The 19,270-nt window shown below is 68.3% G+C and carries 18 protein-coding genes; 9 read left to right on the top strand and 9 right to left on the bottom strand.

What is annotated here, in order from left to right; translation table 11 throughout:
* The first annotated feature begins 204 nt into the window (after window positions 1–204).
* Window positions 205–2,727: a PepSY domain-containing protein gene (locus AC5P57_RS13220; RefSeq protein ID WP_142806839.1), complete on the top strand. Its 2,523-nt coding sequence runs from the start codon at window positions 205–207 to the stop codon at window positions 2,725–2,727.
* Between the two features lie 77 nt (window positions 2,728–2,804).
* Here the strand turns inward: AC5P57_RS13220 and AC5P57_RS13215 are convergent, their stop codons facing one another.
* Window positions 2,805–5,342 carry a methyl-accepting chemotaxis protein gene (locus tag AC5P57_RS13215; RefSeq protein WP_262235403.1) on the bottom strand — a complete coding sequence of 846 codons (2,538 nt, stop codon included), beginning with the start codon at window positions 5,340–5,342 and terminating at the stop codon, window positions 2,805–2,807.
* Between the two features lie 203 nt (window positions 5,343–5,545).
* Here AC5P57_RS13215 and AC5P57_RS13210 point away from each other — a divergent pair, with 203 nt between their 5' ends.
* Window positions 5,546–6,388, top strand: a complete 843-nt coding sequence (locus AC5P57_RS13210; protein ID WP_262235404.1) for an arylamine N-acetyltransferase family protein — start codon at window positions 5,546–5,548, stop codon at window positions 6,386–6,388.
* A 65-nt stretch (window positions 6,389–6,453) separates the two neighbouring features.
* Here AC5P57_RS13210 and AC5P57_RS13205 read toward each other — a convergent pair whose 3' ends face one another.
* The 3 genes from AC5P57_RS13205 to AC5P57_RS13195 are packed head-to-tail and all read right to left on the bottom strand — an operon-like array spanning window position 6,454 to window position 8,583.
* Entirely contained in the window at window positions 6,454–6,825 is a 372-nt protein-coding gene (locus AC5P57_RS13205) for a VOC family protein (protein WP_262235405.1), read from the bottom strand.
* Window positions 6,826–6,847: 22 nt separating this feature from the next.
* Window positions 6,848–7,486: a response regulator transcription factor gene (locus AC5P57_RS13200; RefSeq protein WP_099554459.1), complete on the bottom strand. Its 639-nt coding sequence runs from the start codon at window positions 7,484–7,486 to the stop codon at window positions 6,848–6,850.
* The gene (locus AC5P57_RS13195) at window positions 7,483–8,583 is read right to left on the bottom strand and encodes a sensor histidine kinase (protein WP_099554458.1); all 1,101 of its coding nucleotides are present in this window, start codon (window positions 8,581–8,583) and stop codon (window positions 7,483–7,485) included. The genes AC5P57_RS13200 and AC5P57_RS13195 overlap by 4 nt, the downstream gene beginning before the upstream one ends.
* A 161-nt stretch (window positions 8,584–8,744) precedes the next feature.
* Here AC5P57_RS13195 and AC5P57_RS13190 point away from each other — a divergent pair, with 161 nt between their 5' ends.
* The 3 genes from AC5P57_RS13190 to AC5P57_RS13180 all read left to right on the top strand — a co-directional run bounded on the left by AC5P57_RS13190 (window position 8,745) and on the right by AC5P57_RS13180 (window position 11,496).
* A complete protein-coding gene (locus AC5P57_RS13190) occupies window positions 8,745–9,167 on the top strand; it encodes a DUF2141 domain-containing protein (protein ID WP_099554456.1) in 423 nt (140 codons plus the stop codon).
* Window positions 9,168–9,193: 26 nt separating this feature from the next.
* Window positions 9,194–10,717, top strand: coding sequence for a carotenoid oxygenase family protein (locus AC5P57_RS13185; RefSeq protein ID WP_099554453.1), 1,524 nt, complete (start codon window positions 9,194–9,196; stop codon window positions 10,715–10,717).
* A 62-nt stretch (window positions 10,718–10,779) separates the two neighbouring features.
* The gene (locus tag AC5P57_RS13180; protein WP_099554450.1) at window positions 10,780–11,496 is read left to right on the top strand and encodes an ABC transporter substrate-binding protein; all 717 of its coding nucleotides are present in this window, start codon (window positions 10,780–10,782) and stop codon (window positions 11,494–11,496) included.
* A 92-nt stretch (window positions 11,497–11,588) separates the two neighbouring features.
* On the opposite strand, the gene AC5P57_RS13175 is transcribed toward AC5P57_RS13180, so the two are convergent.
* Window positions 11,589–12,488, bottom strand: coding sequence for a LysR substrate-binding domain-containing protein (locus AC5P57_RS13175; RefSeq protein WP_099554448.1), 900 nt, complete (start codon window positions 12,486–12,488; stop codon window positions 11,589–11,591).
* 98 nt (window positions 12,489–12,586) lie between these two features.
* On the opposite strand from AC5P57_RS13175, the gene AC5P57_RS13170 reads away from it, so the two are divergent.
* On the top strand, window positions 12,587–12,772 hold the full coding sequence (locus tag AC5P57_RS13170) for a hypothetical protein (protein ID WP_142806853.1): 186 nt from the start codon (window positions 12,587–12,589) through the stop codon (window positions 12,770–12,772).
* On the opposite strand, the gene AC5P57_RS13165 is transcribed toward AC5P57_RS13170, so the two are convergent.
* A complete protein-coding gene (locus AC5P57_RS13165; RefSeq protein ID WP_142806854.1) occupies window positions 12,769–14,316 on the bottom strand; it encodes an alkaline phosphatase in 1,548 nt (515 codons plus the stop codon). The two genes, AC5P57_RS13170 and AC5P57_RS13165, sit on opposite strands and share 4 nt — an antisense overlap.
* 121 nt (window positions 14,317–14,437) lie before the next feature.
* On the opposite strand from AC5P57_RS13165, the gene AC5P57_RS13160 reads away from it, so the two are divergent.
* Window positions 14,438–15,232, top strand: a complete 795-nt coding sequence (locus AC5P57_RS13160; protein WP_262235406.1) for a D-alanyl-D-alanine carboxypeptidase family protein — start codon at window positions 14,438–14,440, stop codon at window positions 15,230–15,232.
* 6 nt (window positions 15,233–15,238) lie between these two features.
* Here the strand turns inward: AC5P57_RS13160 and AC5P57_RS13155 are convergent, their stop codons facing one another.
* Window positions 15,239–15,832, bottom strand: a complete 594-nt coding sequence (locus AC5P57_RS13155) for a TetR/AcrR family transcriptional regulator (protein WP_099554441.1) — start codon at window positions 15,830–15,832, stop codon at window positions 15,239–15,241.
* 16 nt (window positions 15,833–15,848) lie between these two features.
* Complete coding sequence (locus AC5P57_RS13150) at window positions 15,849–16,445, bottom strand: NAD(P)H-dependent oxidoreductase (protein WP_099554439.1); 597 nt, start codon at window positions 16,443–16,445, stop codon at window positions 15,849–15,851.
* Between the two features lie 126 nt (window positions 16,446–16,571).
* On the opposite strand from AC5P57_RS13150, the gene AC5P57_RS13145 reads away from it, so the two are divergent.
* Window positions 16,572–17,105, top strand: a complete 534-nt coding sequence (locus AC5P57_RS13145) for a hypothetical protein (protein ID WP_262235407.1) — start codon at window positions 16,572–16,574, stop codon at window positions 17,103–17,105.
* Between the two features lie 74 nt (window positions 17,106–17,179).
* On the opposite strand, the gene AC5P57_RS13140 is transcribed toward AC5P57_RS13145, so the two are convergent.
* Window positions 17,180–18,007: an isocitrate lyase/PEP mutase family protein gene (locus AC5P57_RS13140; RefSeq protein ID WP_262235408.1), complete on the bottom strand. Its 828-nt coding sequence runs from the start codon at window positions 18,005–18,007 to the stop codon at window positions 17,180–17,182.
* A gap of 168 nt (window positions 18,008–18,175) precedes the next feature.
* On the opposite strand from AC5P57_RS13140, the gene AC5P57_RS13135 reads away from it, so the two are divergent.
* A complete protein-coding gene (locus AC5P57_RS13135; protein WP_099554432.1) occupies window positions 18,176–18,904 on the top strand; it encodes a DOPA 4,5-dioxygenase family protein in 729 nt (242 codons plus the stop codon).
* Window positions 18,905–19,270: the final 366 nt, after the last annotated feature.

Below are 19,270 nucleotides of genomic sequence, written 5' to 3'. Positions count from 1 at the left end.
GGTCCCACCCCGCCATCCCACGGAATGCACGCTGTTGCTTCTGAGGTTGCCGGCCAGCGGCCGGCACTACCGCGGGTGCCGGGCGCCGCCCGGCCGATACCCCCTGCTTGACCGCAGCCGGGGCGCCACGGAGAATTCCGCGACTAATTCTCATTTGCTGTTGCGCAGGATGCGGGCGGCAGCCTTCCGGGCCCTCCTCCTTCGATGTTCAAGAACGTCCTGTTCCAACTGCACTGGCTGCTGGGCATCACCGCCGGTGCCGTACTGGCCGTGATGGGCCTCAGCGGCGCCATGCTGTCCTTCGAGGATGAACTGCTGCGCGCGGCCAATCCCGGCTTCGCCGAGATCGCCAAGCACCATGCCGACGGCCAGCTTCCGCTTGAACTCAGCGAACTGGTGCCGCTGCTGCAGGCCGGCAGTGATCGCCCCCTGCAGCGCCTGCGCGTGGATGCCACCGGGCAGCGGCCCTCGGTGGCACGCTTCGCCGGCGGCAAGGAACACTGGGTCTACTTCGATCCGTACAGCGGCGAGCGATTCAGCGCCCTGCGTGGGCAGGCGTTCTTCGATTTCGTCGAGGACCTGCATCGCCACCTCGCCGCCGGCGAGCGCGGCAAATGGATCACCGGCAGCTGCGCCATCGCCCTGCTGTTCTTCACCCTGTCCGGGCTCTATCTGCGCTGGCCGCGACGCTGGTGGCACTGGCGCAGCTGGCTGGCGGTGGAATGGAAACGCAGCGGCCGTGGCTTCCTGTGGAGCCTGCACTCGGTGGTCGGCACCTGGGTGCTGCTGATCTACCTGATGAGTGCACTGACCGGCCTGTGGTGGTCCTTCGACTGGTATCGCAGTGCCGCCAACACCCTGTTGGGCGTCGCACCAGCCGCCAAGCACAAGGTCGCCACCGACACCGCCCTGAACCTGGAGCGCATCGAAGCCACGCTGTATGCACTGCCCGGCGTGCGCACCGGCTACATCGACCTGCGCCTGCCGGAGAAGCCCGGGCAGGCACTGAATGTACGCGTGATGGCCGGTGATCCGTCGCAGCGCGGCGGCCAGCATGACCGCGCGCATGATCTGCTGCAGCTCGACCCGGGCACGGGTGCCACGCTCGATGCCCGCCCCTACGCGCGCCAGGGCGCCGGCGCGCAGCTGGCCACCAGCGTGTTCGCGCTGCACTCGGGCAGCTACTTCGGCGTGCCCGGGCGTGTCGTGGTGATGCTCAGCAGTTTGGGCATGAGCCTGTTCTTCATCACCGGCTGGATGCTCTACCTGGACCGCCGCCGTAGTCAGCGCGCCGCGCGTGGCCTGCGCCAGTCGCTGCCAGCAACGCCTGCCGATGGCGGTGGCACGCCGTGGCTGGTGGTGCATGCCAGCCAGAGCGGGCTGGGCGAACAGCTGGCCTGGCGTGCTGCCGCGCAGCTGCAGGCCGCGGGCCATGCTGTGCAGGTACTGCCATTGGCCCGGGTCGATGCCACGCAGCTCGCGCGTACTGCCCAGGCATTGTTCGTGCTGAGCACCTTTGGCGATGGCGAACCTCCGGATGCGGCGCGGGGCGCTGCGCGACGGCTGCTGGCACAAGCGTCCGATCTGTCGGGCCTGCAGTTCGGCCTGCTCGCCCTCGGTGACCGCCAATACCCGCATTACTGCGGCTTTGGCCGCCAATTCGATGGCTGGCTGCTGAGCAACGGTGCGCGTGCGCTGTTCGAGCGCATCGAAGTCGATGCCGCCTCGGTAGCGGCCCTGCGCCAATGGCAGCTGCAGCTGGGCGCGCTGACCGGCATCGTCACCGATGACAGCGTGCTGCCGGCGGCCACGCGGATGCATGAATGGCGACTGCTCGGCCGCGACCGGCTCAACCCGGGCAGCATGGGCGGTGCCATCTGGCGCATCCGTCTTGCGCCACCGGCCGATGTGCAGTGGCAGGCGGGCGACATCCTGCATATCGCGCCCCGGCACAACGCGCGGCACGCCAGCGCGGTGCTGAAAGCACAGGGGTTGGATCCGCTGCAGCCGCTGCTGGTGGACGGTCACCCACGCACCCTGCTGGCGCTGGCCAGTGAACGCGAGCTGCCCGAGGCCGACGCCGCGCTGGCGGTGCAGGATGCCTGCCTGTGGTTGTCCGGATTGCCAACGCTGCCCGGGCGCGAATACTCCATCGCCTCCTCCACGAATGATGAAGTGGTGGAACTGGTGGTACGGCTGGTCCATGACGAAGCCGGACGCACCGGCCTGGGCTCGGGCTGGCTGTCACTGCATGCGCCAATAGGCGCCAGCATCGCCTCCCGCGTGCATCGCAATCCCGGTTTCCATCGAGTGACCGGTGCACCCATGGTATTGATCGGCAACGGCACCGGCATCGCGGGCCTGCGCAGCCTGTTGCGCGAAGCCGCGCATGCAGGTGAGCACGGGCACTGGCTGCTGTTCGGCGAACGCCAGCGCGCGCACGACTTCCTGTTCGCCGATGAGATCGAAGCGTGGCAGGCCGATGGCCATCTCGCGCGGGTGGACCTGGCGTTCTCGCGCGATGGCGAAGGTGGTTACGTGCAGGATCGCCTGCATGCAGCCGCAGACGCGTTGCGCGGATGGATGCAGCGCGGCGCGGTGATTCATGTCTGCGGCTCGCTGCAGGGCATGGCCGAAGGCGTGGACCACGTGCTGCGCGCTGCGCTGGGCGATGAAGCTGTGGAAACGCTGCTGGAGAACGGGCGCTACCGCCGCGACGTGTATTGAGTCACAAGGGTAGTGCCGGCCGCTGGCCGGCATGACCAGGGGCGTGCCGGCCAGCGGCCGGCACTACCGGAGCAGGATCAGGCCGCAGCGCGCGCCAGCGGCACCGGCTGCAACCGGAACGCACCCACCGCTTCGGCCAGCGCGTGTACCTGCGCCTGCATCTGCGCGGTGGAGGCACCAGCCTCTTCCACCAGGCTGGCGTTGCGCTGGGTACTGGCCTCCATCTGCACGATGGTCTGGTTCACCTGGGCGATGCCGGCATGCTGGTCCTGCGACGCGCTGCGGATACCTGTCAGCAGATCCGCAAGCTGCTGCACGCTGCCGACAATCTCGCCCATCGTGGTGCCGGCCTGTTCGGCCTGCTGGTTGCCCTGGCCTACACGCGCCACCGAATCCTCGATCAGGCCCTTGATCTGCTTGGCCGCCTCCGCGCTGCGTTGTGCCAGCAGGCGCACTTCCGCAGCCACCACAGCGAAGCTGCGACCCTGCTCACCCGCGCGCGCTGCTTCCACCGCAGCATTCAGCGCGAGGATGTTGGTCTGGAAGGCGATGCCATCGATCAGCTGGGTGATGTCGCCGATCCGCCGCGAGGCCTCGCTGATGCCATGCATGGTCGCGACCACCTGGCCAACGGCCTCGCCACCGCGCTGGGCCACTGCTGCCGCGCCCTTGACCAGCACGTCGGCACGGCCCGCGGCATCGGCATTGCGGCCAACGGTGTCGGTCAGCTCGTGCATCGACGCTGCCGTCTCTTCCAGGTTGGCCGCCTGCTGTTCGGTGCGCTGCGACAGATCATGGTGACCGGCAACGATCTCACCGACAGCGGTATCGAGGCTGGACGTCGCCTGCTGGATGCGGGTGACGATGCGGCCCAGTTGCGCGACGGTGGCGTTGGCATCGTCGCGCATGCGTGCGAACACGCCCTGCAGCTCACCTTCCATGCGCACGCTGAGGTCGCCGCGGGCCAGCGCCGCCAGAAGTGCCTGCAGATCGCCGAGGTTGGTCTCGAACGTGGCCAGCAGGCGATTGATGCTGGTCGACAACGTACGCACAAAGCCCTGCTTTCCCTCCAGCGCGATGCGACCGTGCAGGTCGCCATGTGCGGCGGCGTCGACCAGTGCTGCCACTTCGGTTTCCAGCAGCGTTTCCAGCGCGCGGCTGCGCCACTCCACTGCCACGCCGAGGAAATGCCCTTCGTCGGTGATGGCATTGGCGATCAGCTGGTAGCGGACGCCGGCATGACCGATCTCGCGCTCCTCGCGCTGGCGCACGCCGGCCAGGTTGGCCAGTGCCGGATGCAGGCGTACCGCATCGTTCCCCACCAGATCTTCAAGCCGGAGTTCAAGCTGCTCCAACAGCGCCGGATTGGCGTAGGCGACCTGCCCTTCCGCATCGATCACCATCAGCCCGGTCTGCGCGCTGTCCAGTGCCTGGCGCACGCGGGTGTTGCCGCGGGCCACGGCACGCTCGGTCTCGATGCGCGCGCGCAGGCGCTGCTGCATGTCGACCAGGCGCTGGGCCAGCTGGCCGATCTCATCGTTGGCGTTGTAGACGCGCAGAGTGGTGTCGAGGCGGTCGTCGGCGATATCGCTGGCGAAACGCAGGGTGTCCTGGATCGGCTGGCGCACCGCACGCAGCACCAGCACCAGGCTGGTGATCAGCACGCCTGCCACCAGCAGCAGGGTCAGTGCGAACAGCACGCTCATCGTGCGCGCGCCGGCCTGCTGCCGCGCCTGCGCCCTGGCCAGCGCCGCCACCTGTGCCTGCTGGAATGCGGCCAGCGCCGGCGCTACGCCCGCAGCGGTATCCAGCAGCGACTGCGCTTCCACATCCAGGCCGACGCGGGCAGCGGTATACCCCAGCAATGCGGCCTGATACACCTCCATACCGGTGCGCAGGGTGTCCTGCTCATCCGCGGGCAGGCCCGCCAGCGCGAGATCGAACGGCAGCTTTTCCTCGCTGGCGCGGTCGGCGTGGGTGGAATCACCGTCGAGCAGCAGCAGCGCCTCCTGCCTTCGCATCTTCTGCAGGGACAGCGCCAGCGCGGGCCGCTGCTGCACATCCACCTGCGCCTGGAGGGTGTCAGCGGCCTGCTGCAGCTGCGCGGCGAGGCCGGCATCACCACGGCCCATCTCGTCGACCCGTTCGAACAGGGCGGCCACACCCTGCGAGAACGCGTCGGCAGCTTCGGTCAGCGCCTGCAGGGCCTTGCGCCGGCCAGCATCCATCGGCGTCGCGCGCAGCGCCTGCAGATCAGTCTGCAACGCCTTCTGCGTGGCCAACAGCTGCGCGCGGTCGGCATCATCGAAACTGCGTGCATACTGGGTCTGCAGGCGACGCGCTTCGGCCACCCGCGTGGACAGGCTGGCAGCCAGATCGCTGCCGCGCTGGTAGCTGGCCTGGCTGCGCGCAGCCAGGGCGTTGGCATGGCCAGTCCATGCGTAGACAGCGGCGATCGCCACCAGGCCCAGGCCACAGACCCACAGGGTCGCCTTGAGCTTGTTGGCCACGCTGAGCCGGTGTGGCTGCAGCCACAGCAGCAGGCCGGGGGACGCCGAGCGCAACGTGGCAAGGCGCGTGCGCAGGGACCGGAGGTGGGGAACAACGGCCGACATGACAGACTCCAGGCGGAAGGACACACCTGTATCGGCCGGCTTCAGGACAACTTTAGAGCTTTCTTCGCCTGCGTCCCCCCGTTGCTGGTGGACGCGGCCTTTGTACCGGGTGCAGGCGACGGAGGCATGACACGGCCGCCGCGCTTGACCTCAACCCCGGTTTGGGGAGCACAGTGGACGCCCCTCCCCCGCCCGGTGCCTCCATGACGACGCTCGATGTCCCCCGCTACCTGCAGCGCCTGCAGCTGGAAGCACCGCCACCGCGGACTCTGGCCGGCCTGACCCTGCTGCAGCAGCGCCACAACGCACTGCTGCCCTTCGAGACACTCAGCTGCCTGCTGCGCGATGCGGTGCCGATCGACCTGGACAGCGTGCAACGCAAGCTGCTTGACGACCGGCGTGGCGGGTACTGCTTCGAACTCAATGGCGGATTGCTGGCGCTGCTGCAGGCATTGGGCTTCGATGCGCAGCCACTGAGTGCACGTGTGCTGCTGGCCGCACAGGACGGCGAACTGACCGCGCGTACCCACCTGCTGCTACGCGTGCAGGTGGAAGGCGATGACTGGCTGGTGGATGCCGGTTTCGGCAGCCTGACCCCGACCGTGCCGCTGCGCCTGCATGATCCGCAGCCGCAGGCCACGCCGCACGAACGCTATCTGCTGCAGCGCCTGCCCGACGAGGGTGATTTCGTGCTGTCGGCCGAGTCCAACGATGGCTGGCGGGCGATGTATCGGTTCGACCTGCAGGCGCCGGCACCGATCGACAACGTGGTGGGCAACTGGTACGTGTGCACCCATCCCGATTCCAGTTTCCCCGGCCAGCTGCGCGCATCGCTGACCGGGCCGGACTGGCGCCGTACCATCGGCAGCGGCAATTACACCGAGTACCGCCCCGGGCAGGCCCCGGACAAGCGCCCGCTGCATGATGTGGGTGATGTGCGTGACGTGCTGCAGCAGCGCTTCGGCATGCAGCTGCCGGACGACCCGCGGCTGGACCCGGCCATCAATGACTGGCTGCAGCGCTCCCGCGCCGCGACCCACGTGTAGCGTCGAGCCGATGCTCGGCTGACGCATTGGCGGCATCATCCACGGCAGTCGAGCATGGCTCGACTCTACATGGACGCGCGCGCCTGCAACGCAATCCGGTTGCCTTCGCTGTCGCGGATCTCGGCCACGCGCCAGTCGCCGGCATCGGCCGGGCCGAAGCGCAGTTCGGCACCTGCCTGCAGCGCGCGCGCGAGGCTGGCATCCAGGTCATCCACGCCGATGTAGATGCGCGCGCCCTGCTCGGAGGGCCGGTAGTCCGCGCCGTGCACCAGCGCCATGCTGGCACCCTCGGCCTCATCGGAGAACGGCAGGTACGCCATCCGGCAATCGTGCAGCAGGATCGGCTCATCCATGACCACCTGCAGCCAATGCTGGTAGAACGCGATGGCACGGTCCAGGTCACTGGCCGGGATTTCCACATGCAGGATCGGGTTCACTGGCACTCCTTGCTCGGTCCACTCAGATGATGCGCAGGGTAATCGCCTTCAGCACCGCACGGGTGCGATCACGGGTGCCCAGCTTGTCGAGTATGGCGGACACGTAGTTCTTCACCGTGCCCTCGGCCAGGAACAGGCTGCGCGCGATCTCCTTGTTGCTGTATCCCCCAGCCAACAGGCGCAGGATCGCCACCTCGCGTTCCCCGAAGGTATCGGTGGGCGGCGCTTCATCGTGGAAGCGGTAGCGGGCGCGCACCGGCTCGGTGCTGACCGGCAGCAGCAGGGTTTCACCCGCGGCGACGCGCTCGATCGCTTCGCGCAGGTCTGCGGGTGCCGCATCCTTGAGCAGGAAGCCCTGTGCGCCGGCCTCGCTGGCCCGCAGCAGCAGATCACTTTCATCGAAGGTGGTCAGCAGCAGCCATGGCGTTGCGTCACCGCGTGCGCGCAGCTGTCGCACTGCCTCGATGCCGTCCATTCCGGGCATGCGGATGTCACTGAGCACCACATCCACGCGCTGGGCAGCCAACGCGTCCAGCAGCGTCTGGCCCTCCTCGGCCTCCAGCACCACGTCCACGCCCAGCCCCTGCAGCAGCGCGCGCAGGCCGGCGCGGACCAGCGCCTGGTCATCGGCCAGCGCCACCCGGATCATGGCGGCACTCATGCCGGCAACCGCGCGGTCAGATGCATGCCGCCCTGCGCGGTTCGCGCCAGCTCCAAACGCCCCTGTACGGCCGCCAAGCGCTCGCGCATGCCGGCGATGCCATTGCCTTCACGGATGCGTTCGGCGCGTTGGCCGTCATCGCGGATATCGATACGCAATTGGGAATCCTCTTCACTGATCGTCAGCCACACGGTGTCTGCATTGCCGTGGCGGGCGGCGTTGGTCAGGGCTTCCTGCACCAGCCGCAGCACGGTCTCTGCCATCAGCGGGTCAACCACGCGCACGCTCTGGCCGATCTGCAGCTGCAGCTTCGGACGCGGGAACGGCGCGGCCAGCGCGTGCAGCGCAGTAGCCAGATCGAGGCCGCGATCATCGCGCATTGATTGCACCACCTGGCGGATGTCGGCCAGCAACTCGCCGGACAACTGTTCCGCCAGCACCAACCCTTCGCGCCCGGCCAGCACAGGGTCGGCCGCAAGGGCGCGCAGGTTCAAGCGCATCGCGGTGAGCTTGTGCCCGGCTACATCGTGCAGTTCGCGGGCCAGGCGCAGGCGCTCGGCGTCGCGTGCACTGTCGGCCAGCAGTGCACGTGTCGCCAGGAGATCGGCATTGACGCGGGCCAGATCATCGCGGGCCAACGCAGTGCTGCGCGCGTAGTGTGCGGTCAGTGCAGCAAATGCCTGGAAACCGCCATACAGCAGCACCACCAGCAACGGCTGGGTGAAACCACTGTGGCGCAGCACGAGATACATGGCGAGGTTGGCCAGCAGTGCAATACCCAGCACGAAGCGCGGTGGCCAATGCTCGGCCAGCTGCGCGACCAGCACCACCAGCAGCACCGGGGCAGTACCGGTGCGCGGCTGCAGGGCAACCAGCGCGATCGCCAGCACGGTCTGCAGCACCGCAGCGAATGCACGCACGCGGGTCGGCATTGCCGCCCATCCGTGCACCACGAACAGCAGCAGGAACGTGCCAAGCAACGCCTGGCTGAGGCCGGCACCGGCGCCGTGCACGCCGAACGACAGGCCCACCACCAGCACGGTAACCAGCCCGGCGAGGCTGAGCGGACGCAACAGGTGGCGGAACAGGCTGGGCATGGCCAGATGCTGACCGCCGCGCACGCCGGCGGCAATGGGTCCGGCGCAGAAAGTGACTTCTGGCACGTCGGATCGATGACCACTGGCCCTGAACCCAGCACCGCGCCCCGCGCAGACTGGCTCCACACCGCAGCACACCACCCACTTCCGGAGCCACCGCCATGATCCGCACCGCCCTGCTCAGCACCGCCCTGACTGCCCTGGCCTTGGCCGGCAATGCCCACGCCGCCGATCTGGCCGTGACCGTGCACGACATCCGCGTACAGACCGGCACCCTGCGCGTTGCGCTGGTCGACAGCGCTGCCGCCTGGGACGGCAAGGCCAAGCCCGTGCAGGCCCAGCAGGCGGCGCCTAACGGCGACAGCGCCCACTTCACGTTCAAGGGCATGCCGGCCGGCAGTTACGCCGTGCTGCTCACCCACGACGAGAACGACAACGGCAAGCTCGACACCAACCTGGTCGGCATGCCGGTGGAAGGCTACGGCTTCAGCAACAACCCACAGGTGATGCGCAAGCCGACCTTCGACGAGGCGCGCGTCGACGTGCCGGCCGCTGGCACCGCCATCGACATCACCCTGCGCTGATTCCCGCATCCAGACCCGAGGCCAGCATGGACCGTCGCCGCTTCCTCCGTACCCTGCTCAGCAGCAGCGCCTGCCTGGCCCTGGGCGCCACCGCACTGCGCAGCGCGCCCGCCTTCGCCGGTGACCCGGCCCGTTTCGCGCAGGGCCTGCAGGAGCACCCGTGGCTGCTCGGCTGGCGCAGCGTTACCAGCGAGAGCCTGGGCCCGGCCACCGTGCAGCTGCAGGGCCGGCTGCCGGTCGGCCTCGCTGGAACGCTGTACCGCAATGGCCCGGCCTGGGCCGAGCGCGATGGCTTCCGCTACGACCACTGGTTCGATGGCGACGGCATGGTGCATGGCTGGCGCTTCAATGGTGATGGCAGCCTGACCCATCACGGGCGCATGGTCGCCACGCCGAAATTCACCCGTGAACAGAAGGCCGGCCGCTTCCAGTATCCGGCTGCCGGCACCAGCGTTCCCGGTGCGCTGGCGGTACGCAACAACGATGATGCCAACGTGGCCAACACCTCGGTGACGATGATCAATGGCCGCCTGTTCGCCCTGTGCGAATCCGGTTCGGCGTTCGAAGTGGACCCCGATTCGCTGCAGACGCTTGGCCCGGTCACCTGGCGTCCGGACCTGGCGGCGCTGCCGTTCTCGGCGCACCCGCTGCGCGACCGCGACGGCAGCCTCTGGAACTTCGGCTCGATCAGCCTGATGGGGGGCCATGGCCTGCTGGTCTGGCACATCGGTGCGGACGGCCAGCTGCGCAGCGCCAATGTGATCGAAACACCCGAGCATGGCTACCTGCATGCCTTCGCGATGACCGACCAGCACCTGGTGTTCGTGATGATGCCATTCGATTTCACCGGTACCGGCGGCAGCTTCTTCGAGCGCATGCAGTTCGCACCGCAGCGGCCCGCGCGCATCGCGGTGGTCGCCAAGGATGCGCCGGACAAGGCGCAATGGTTCGAGGCCTCGTTCGCGGCGATCTACCACTTCGGCGACGCGTTCACCCACGATGGCAGCATCGTGCTGCGCGCAGTACGCCATGACGACATCAACGAAGCACGCTCGCCGATGAAGGAAGCGATGGCCGGTGACGGCGCACATGCGGCCAACAGTGGCGCCAGCCTGGTCGAGCTGCATCTGGACCTGCGTCGTGGACAGGCCCGCTGGGAGACGTTGGGCATCAGCGCGGTGGAGTTCCCATTGTTCGACCCGCGCTCGACGAACACACGTGGCGCACGGCTGTATGCGCCGACCATCGACGGCACGGCCACTGCGCCGTACTTCAACGCCGTGGCCGCGTTCGACATCGCGCGCGGGCGTCGCCAGCTGTGGCACTACGGGCCGGACATCATGGCAGAGGAGCACGTCTTCGTACCGCGCCCTGGCAGCCGCAACGCCGATGACGGCTGGCTGATCGGCACCCTGCTCGACCCGGTGAACAAGCGCAGCGGCCTGGCCGTGCTGGATGCACGCCATGTGGATGACGGCCCGCTGGCACAGGCCTGGCTGCCGTATGCGGTGCCACTGGGCTTCCACGGCACCTTTGCCGCGCGCGGCTGACTCCACGCCACGCGGACACCGTTGTTGGCAAGCTGGGTCTCCCCTGCCCCGTGGAGTCCTGCATGTCCCTGGCCGACCATCGAAGTACGCTGGCACCGCACGGTTTCCTGCGCGTGGCGATCAACCTGGGCAACCCGGTGCTGGCACAGGGCGATGCGCGCTCACCGCGCGGCCCCTCACTGGAACTGGCTACCGCATTGGCGCAACGGATGGGGGTGCAGGCACGCTTCACCTGCCACGAGGCCGCAGCCTCGGTGGTCGCCGCAGCAGGCGAAGACAGCTGGGATCTGGCCTTCCTGGCCATCGATCCGGCACGCGCCGACCGCATCGCCTTCAGTGCTCCGTATGTGGAGATCGAAGGCACCTATCTGGTGCGCGAGGACAGCCCCGCGCAGCAGGTGGCCGACCTCGACCGCGAGGGGCTGCGCATCGCGGTGGGGCGTGGCGCGGCCTATGACCTGTTCCTGAGCCGTGAACTGCGCAACGCCACGATCGAGCGGGCGGATACCTCGGCAGCGGCCATCACCCTGTTCGATCAGCAGCGCCTGGATGCCGCCGCCGGCGTACGCCAGCCGCTGGTGGCCTGGGCGCAGACGCATCCCGGCCATCGCGTGCTGGCCGACCGTTTCACCGCGATCCAGCAGGCCGTGGCGGCGCCAGCCTCACGCCCCGCCGAGGGGCTGCAGGCGCTGTTCGAGGAAGTGGAAGCGATCAAGGCAGGCCCGTTGCTGGAGGAAGCGTTCGCGCGTGCCGGGCAGGCGGTCACCCTGGTGCAGTAACTGTAGAGTCGAGCCATGCTCGACTGCTCTTTCGCAGGAGCAGTCGAGCATGGCTCGACTCTACAGATGCGATGGCCGGGCTTGGCTCGACGCTACAGATTCGCTTCGGCCATGTGCCGTACGTGTTCGGCGGCCTGAGCATGCAGCCAGTCGCGGAACGCGAGGAAGCCCCGATGGCGGGCCGAGCGCTGCGGGTACACCAGCCAATGCGGCCAGTCGGTCTTCAGGCGCTGGCTGGACAGTGCGACCAGCTGGCCGGAATCCAGCAGCAGCCGCGCCCGCGTCACCCGGCCGAGGGCCACGCCCACGCCATCCAGAGCCGCGCGATGGTGCGCCTCCGAATCATCCAGCACCGCCACGAAGCGCGACGGCGGGCTCTGCCCGCTCAACGCGAACCAGGCGCCCCATGCCCCGTCCGGATCACCCAGCAGCGGCCACCGGGTCAACGGCACACGGTCGACGCCTCCCATGCGTTCGATCAGTGCCGGGCTCGCCATCGGCACCAGCCACTCGTCGAACAGCGGCTCCACCACCAGGCCCGGCCATTGCCCGCTGCCCAGACGCAGCGCGGCGTCGAACTGGCGCTGCCGCTCGAAATCAATCAGGCGTTCACTCGACTGCAGGTTGATTTCGATCTGTGGGTGCTCAGCCACGAAGTGACCCAGGCGCGGCACCAGCCACGCCGACGCCATCGACGGCACCGCGCTGATCGTCAGCACGTGCTCGGCGCGTGCGGCATAGGGCTGGAAGGCTTCGTTGATCGCATCCAGGTGCGGCCCCACCTGGTCGAGCAGGCGCTGCCCCTCAAGGGTGAGGGTGACACCACGCGGCTGGCGGATGAGCAGTGGCTGCCCGAGCCGTTCTTCCAGCTGCCGCATCTGGTGGCTGAGCGCGCTGACGGTCAGGTTCATCGACGCCGCCGCGCGCGACAGGTTGCCGAGCCGGGCGGCGGCCACGAAGCCCTGCAGGGCATGGAGCGGTGGGCGGGACATCAGGCTTGAATTCCTCTCAAGTCAGGCTTGCGGAAATGTCGCTTTTTGCCCGTCCATGCTGCCCGTATCGTGCAATCCACTCAAGTGGAGGCACGCTCATGAACATCTTCGGCGGCTTGTTGTTCCTGCAGGGCCACGTGGCCAGCGCCGAGCTGGCACGTCAGCTGGCCAGCCCGTCCCCGACACCGCCGCCCGGCAGCATTCCCGGTAGTGCCGGCCGCTGGCCGGCAACCTCGCCGACCGGGAAGCCTGCAGCTGCCGGCCAGCAGCCGGCGCGCCCCTAACGCTGCAGCGCTTCCTGCACCGCGGCAGCCACGTCGGTGTTGTCGATGTAGCTGCCGTCGTTCCAGCGCACATGCTGGCGATAACCAGCATCGACACCCCGCACGCGCTTTCCAAGCAGCTCCGCGCCGGCGCCCTTGGCCCACAACGGCACCAGTGCATTGGAATGGTTGCCGGTGGGACGGAAGCTGATCCCGGGCATGTGGCCACGGCCGTTGTTGCGTACCGGCGCGAAAGCGACGTTCTGTGCATCCGGGCCCATCGGCATGCTGTTGTCGTGGTCGGTGGTGACGATCAACAGGTTGCGCTCCCAGCCACCGTTGCGCTCGATCCAGTCGACCACCGCCGCCACCGCGTCATTGAACTCCACGGTTTCCTCGATCAGCCGGCCGTACTGCGGCTGCTCACTGCACTGGCCGTAATGCCATTCGGTGCCACAGGCGCTGGTATGCGCCGCCCAGTCGGTGGCGCCGCCTTCCACCATCAGGAACAGCCCCTTGGGCGAGCGCTGCTGCAGGAACTGCAGCGCGCCGCGGGTCATGGTCGCCAGATCGGGCACGCTGTCGATCTTCCTCACTCCCGAAGGCGTGGCTGCATCCTTGCCCAGCACCTGCAGCTGGCGCGCCTGCTGCAGTGTGTTGGCCACGCGCGGTACACCGATCAGCGGCCTGTCGGCCGGCAGCCGTCCCTGCGCGAGCGCGGCGAACGCTTCCTTGCTGCGGATCAGGCGCCACGGCCCGGACGGATTGCCGCCGATGGTGCTGCCCGCTTCCAGCTGCTGCCAATCCTGCTGCGACACCCACTCCCATGGATTCGCGCAGCCCTCTGCCTTGGCGGCGTCCGTGCCTTCGTTGCAGGCGCGGCCGTCGACACTGTAGCCCGGGCCGCCGGTGCCCATCACCAGGTCCATGTGACCCTGCGCCAGCATCTGGTGGGCGATGGCGTGGTAGTTGTTGCGCGATACGTTCTGCGCCGCGAATGCGGCGGGTGTGGCGTGCGCGAACGGCACCGAGGTGACCACGCCGGTGGCCATGCCCAGGCGCTTGGCGCGCAGCGTGTTGAACTCCACGGGTTGGCCATCGTTGTTGAAGTTGATGGCGTTGTTGTAGGTCTTGATGCCCGAGGACAACGCGGTGCCTGCCGCCGCGCTGTCGGTCGCCACCGCCGCCAGGTACTGGTAGCCGACGAAGGGGAGGTCCTGCGCCGGCACCGGCTCGGCATCCCATGCCTTGCCGGCGTCGTAGCCAAGCGTCTGCGCGGTGTCGCCGGTCGGCTGGCTGCTGGCGTTCAGCGGGAAGGTGGTCACCGCCAGGCGCTGCGGGAAATCCGCATAGGGGGCGCCTTCGCGGCTGCCGTACTGCCAGTAGGCAGCGGCATCCCAGGTACCCCAACCCGCGCCGTCATTGATCATCACGATCACGTTGTACGGACGGACTTGACCGGAGGGAACGGCCTCGGCGCGCAGAGCGGGCTGGCAGCCGCCAAGCCCGGCCAGCACAAGCAGCAGCGAGGAGTGGAGCCAGCGGCATGGAATGCGTGCAGTCATCGGATGTCCCGTCGGGCCATCGGCGGCCCCCAATGACGGTACGTTATATCGTTGCAATATTTCAGCTTCGTGCAGCCGCCGCGCACTATCCTCCAGAGTCCCCACTGCCATCGTCGCTTCCATGCCGTCTCCTGCTCCTGCGCGTGCACCGCTGTCGTCCATCACCCTCGATGCGGCAACCTTTGCGGTGATTCACCAGCACAACGCGGACATCACCAGGCAACCGGCCTCACTGACCAAGCTGATGACCGCCTACGCGGCTTACGAATGTGTCGAGGAGCGCGGGCGCTCGTGGGGCGACGAAGTCACCATTGCCGGCGACGACGTGCATGCGGTCGCCGACGATGAAACGCGCATGGGCCTGGTACCCGGCGAAACGGTCACGCTCGCGCGCCTGCTGGAAGGGTTGATGATCGTCTCCGGCAATGACGCGGCGCTGGCGATCGCGCGCCACCTGGACGGATCGCAGACTGCGTTCCTGGAGCGCATGAACCGACACGCACGCCAGCTCGGCCTGCGCAGCACCTGGTTCGCCAGCGTCTCCGGCATCACCACGCCGCACCATGCGTCCAGTGCGCGTGACATGGCGGTGCTGGCCGCCTGCCTGTTGAACGATCATCCGCAGATCCTGGCGATCACCGGGCAGCGCGCGTTCGAACATGGCAGCTTCAGCCGCAACAACCAGAACGCCCTGCTGGGCGATGACGGCGTGGATGGATTGAAGACCGGCTATACCCGGGCTGCAGGCTTCTGCCTGGCGGCGACCGCGTGCCGGCCGGTACCCGGGCGTGCGCAGCCGGTGCGGCTGATCACCGTGGCCCTGGGTTCTGAAAGCCGCGAGGCACGCGATGCACGGGTACGTGAGTTGCTGGCTGACGGTTTCGCTGCGCTGGCCGGCACCACCATCGACGCCTGAGGCCGATCAGCGGCGCTTGACCGTAGCCACGATCAGGCGCTGCAGTTCGGCTTCGGCGTCGCGCTTGTCCAGCGCCCCGGCAACCACGGCTTCGGACAGGGCTTCGGCCGCACCGAGAATCGCCCAACGCCCCGCCAGCGGCACCGAGCCGTCTGCGGCGAACGTGCCCAGCCAGGCGTCGCAGTTGTCGATGAAATCCTGCTGGTAACGCCGGCGCACCTCATGCAGCTCCGGCGCGCCGACCAGCGCGGCGAGGATGCCCTGCACTTCACTGCCCTGGCTGAGGATGCAGTCGATGTAACCGGAGGCGATGGCGGCCGCACGATCAGCCAGCTGTGCCCTGGCGCGGCCGATACGCTCGTGGAAGACCACCGTCTGCCGTCCGTCGTAGTCATCGTAGAGCGCGGCCAGCAGGCCGTTGCGGGTCACGAAGTGGTCGTAGGCCACCGGCTTGGTCACGCCCGCCGCTTCGGCCAGCCGCCCCAGCGTCAACGCATCGGTGCCCTCCTCGCCGACCAGCGTCCACGCCACCTCCAGCAGCTGGCGGGCGCGTTGCTCTCGGGTCAGGCGGCGGCGCGTGGGAGCGACGTTGGCAGGCATCGGCGGAACACGGCGATCAGTCCATTGGAGTACCGATTTTACGGCCGATTTCCACCGCGGTCTGCAGGTGAGCCTGCGCAGCGCCACTGTCGGCGTCGAGCAGCAGTTGCGATGACAGCATGCGTGCACCGCAGTAGTCGAAGATGCCCATGTCGATCTGGGTCTTCATTGCGGCACCATAGCCGCGCCGTTCGATCATCTCAGCGCCCGCACCACCGACGCCGACCAGGTGCACGCGCAGGCGCTGCAGCTTCTTCTGCACCTTGCCATCGGCGCCATCCTGGTAGGCCCAGCCCTGGGTGAACACGCGATCGATCCATCCCTTCAGCAGCGCGGGGAACGACCACCAGTACAGCGGATAGACCAGCACCAGCGTGTCGGTGGCGTCCAGCCGTGCATGCTCGGCGGCCACATCGGCCGGCACCACGCCGGTGCCACGGAACAGCGCCTGGTCCTGCGCGGTGAAGCGCGGGTCGAAACCCTCGGCCATCAGGTCGGCGTGGGCCACCGTGTTGCCGGCATCGCTCGCAGCGATGGCCTCGCCGATGCGCCGGGCGATGGCATGGGTGAGCGAACCGGGTTCGGGATGGGCGGTGACGATGAGGCTACGCATGCAGGGGCGCTCCAGAATTCATTACCTACCAATGGTAAGTATCAATGTCCGGCACACCAGCACCACCGGTGGGACGCTGTTTTCGCACCCCGTATAGTGCCGAGGTTGCCTGTGAGATACCCGACGATGCGCCGATACCTGCTTGTTCCCCTGTTGCTCCTGCTGCTGGCCACGATGGCCCCGGCGGCGCTGGCCGGCGTACTCAGCGCCGACGAGTCGGCGGCCCTGCGCCAGGACGTGCAGGCGATGATGGGCGCATTCGCCCGCGGCGATGCCGAGCTGATCATCGCCCGCACCCATCCCAGCCTGAAGCGCCTGGCCGGGGGCGATGAGGCCTATGCGCGGATGACCCGCGACACCCTGAAAGAGCTGCGCAAGGCCGGGGTCACCATCATCAGCGACGAGGCCGGTGTGCCGGGCCACACCTATGCAGCCGGTGATGAAGAAGTCTGCTTCGTGCCCCGCCAGTCGCTGCTGCGCGTGCGCGAGGCGCCGATGCGCAGCACCTCGTTCATGCTCGCCGTGCGCCGCGTCGGCACAACCCAATGGAGTTTCATTGACGGCGCTGCACTGCTGGACAACCCCGCGCTGCTGCGTCAACTGCTGCCGGCGCTGGAGCCTGGCGTGACGCTGCCCAAGGGTGGGATGGAAGCGCTGTAATCGCAGGCGCATCCATCCACGCATGGCGTGGATCTACTGCCGTCTGCTGGCCAGGGCCAGTGCCGGGGTTTCCGTCACCGGAACAACGCGTTCAACGCCGTGCCCGAGGCCGCCTGCTGCAGGCCATCGAAACGACCGTCCTGCACGATCGGCTGTGTCGCCTGCATCAAACCTCCCCACGCGGCGCGCGCCAGCGCCCCCCCCAGGCTGACCCGGCGCACGCCGAGTGCGGCGATGTCCTGCAGGCTCAGCGGCGTCGGCCCACCGACCAGCAGGTTCACCGGCTTCGTTCCTGCTGCGGCAACCACCGCACGGATCTGCTCGGGGGTCGTGATGCCGGGTGCGTACAGCACATCGGCACCGGCCTCGGCATAGGCGTGCAGGCGCTGCAGCGTGTCCTGCAGGTCGGGCACGCCCACGAAGAAGTTCTCGGCACGCCCGACCAGAAGCACCTCGCCGCCTGCACGGTCGATGGCCGCACGCGCCGCACGCAGGCGTTCGACCGCCTGGTCGATCGGGCGCAGCGGTGCATCGGCCACGCCACTGGCGTCCTCGATCGACAGCGCCGCGATGCCGGTATCGATCGCTGCGGCCACCGCCTCCCCCACCGCCTGCGGCGTGGCGCCGAAGCCATCACCGAAATCGGCATTCAGTGGAAGTGCTGTCGCCGCCGCCATCAGCCGCAGGTGCTCCAGGGTGGCCTGCAGCGACACCGCGCCATCCGGTCGCCCTTCGCTCCAGGCGCAGCCGGCACTGGTGGTGGCCAATGCCAGGAAGCCCTGCCGCTGCAGGTAGCGCGCACTGCCCACGTCCCACGGATTGGGCAGCACGAAGCATCCCTGCGCGTGCAGCTGGCGGAAAGACGCACGCTTGTGCTGTGTGTCGGCATCGGGCGAGGTCATGGCGGGGCTCCGGGGCGGTGGACCTGCACCGTAGCCCGCTGTGCGGTCGCACTCAATGGCGTCGAAGCCGGCCATGCATGAGGTGATGCTGCCTGCTTATTGGACGCCACCAGCCGCACTACCCGAGCGTGCCTGCTTGCCCACGCCAATGCCGCCACGGAGCCCTTCATGCAACCTGACCCGCATATCTTCATCGCTGACGGCGACGATGACGCCCACTGGGCCGACCTGCTCTCGCCGGCACGGCGGCGCCTGATCGCCTCGGCCGGGCTGGCCGCCGGAGGCCTGGCCAGCGCCTCGACAGCCTCGGCATCGCCCCATGGCGACGTTGTGGCGAACACCACCGAGCCTGGCCGTCCCGGCTTCCGTGCCATCGTGCCGCCGGCGCCCAAGGGGCGCAGTCCCTGGGGCCAGGCCACGGCCAGCGAACCCACCCCGCGGCCAGCCAGCGTCCGTCCCGGCGAGGCCACGCTGCCCACCAGCCCGCGCGCCTATACCGACATCAAGAGCTATCACGCACATATCTACTTCGATGAAGACAGCTTCGAGAAGGCCGCCCTGCTGCGGCGCTGGGCAGCCGAACGCTTCCCGGTGGAACTGGGCAACTGGAACCTGGAGCCGCGCGGCCCGCATGTAACGCCGTCGTTCTACTTCGGCTTCAATAACGACCTGCTGCCGGTGCTGGTGCCCTGGCTGCAGCTCAACAGCCTGGGGCTGACCATCCTGATCCACCCCAACACCGGCGATGGCCGCGCCGACCATCTGTACTACGCCCTGTGGGTAAACCGCGCACAGCCGGTGAACGCCTACAACTGGCCGGTACCCAAGCCGGGCGAGCGGGAGGCATTGGAAGAGGTCTTCCCGAACGTGGTGCCGACGGTGCCGCTGGAGACGTGAGTGGGTGGGTGGCGGGGATGGTGCGTGGCGTGCTGCGCACTTCGGGCTGCCCTTCGTGGGTGCGCAGCTTGCTGCGCGCACCGAACGCCCTTCACCCACGCATGGCCTGGGTCTACCGACCGGCGGCCCGCCATCCACGCATGGCATGGATCTGCCAGTGGCCTCCATGCACGCCTTGTGCGGGTACTCCCACAAGGCTCTTGCCGCCATCGTCGGCCTACGTGCACGCATCCCCCGCCCGCACGGCGTTCAGCGCGCCTTGATCCGCCGCCCCGCATAGGGCCGCAAGCGCTTCGGCAGATTTCAAACATACGATTGAAACGCAGCAAACTTCGCCGAACTGGACAGCATCCGCCGGTTCCGCCA

The sequence above is a fragment of the Stenotrophomonas sp. YJH_SMC_79 genome (assembly GCF_059367995.1).
This window is presented reverse-complemented; position numbering and strand designations above follow the sequence as displayed.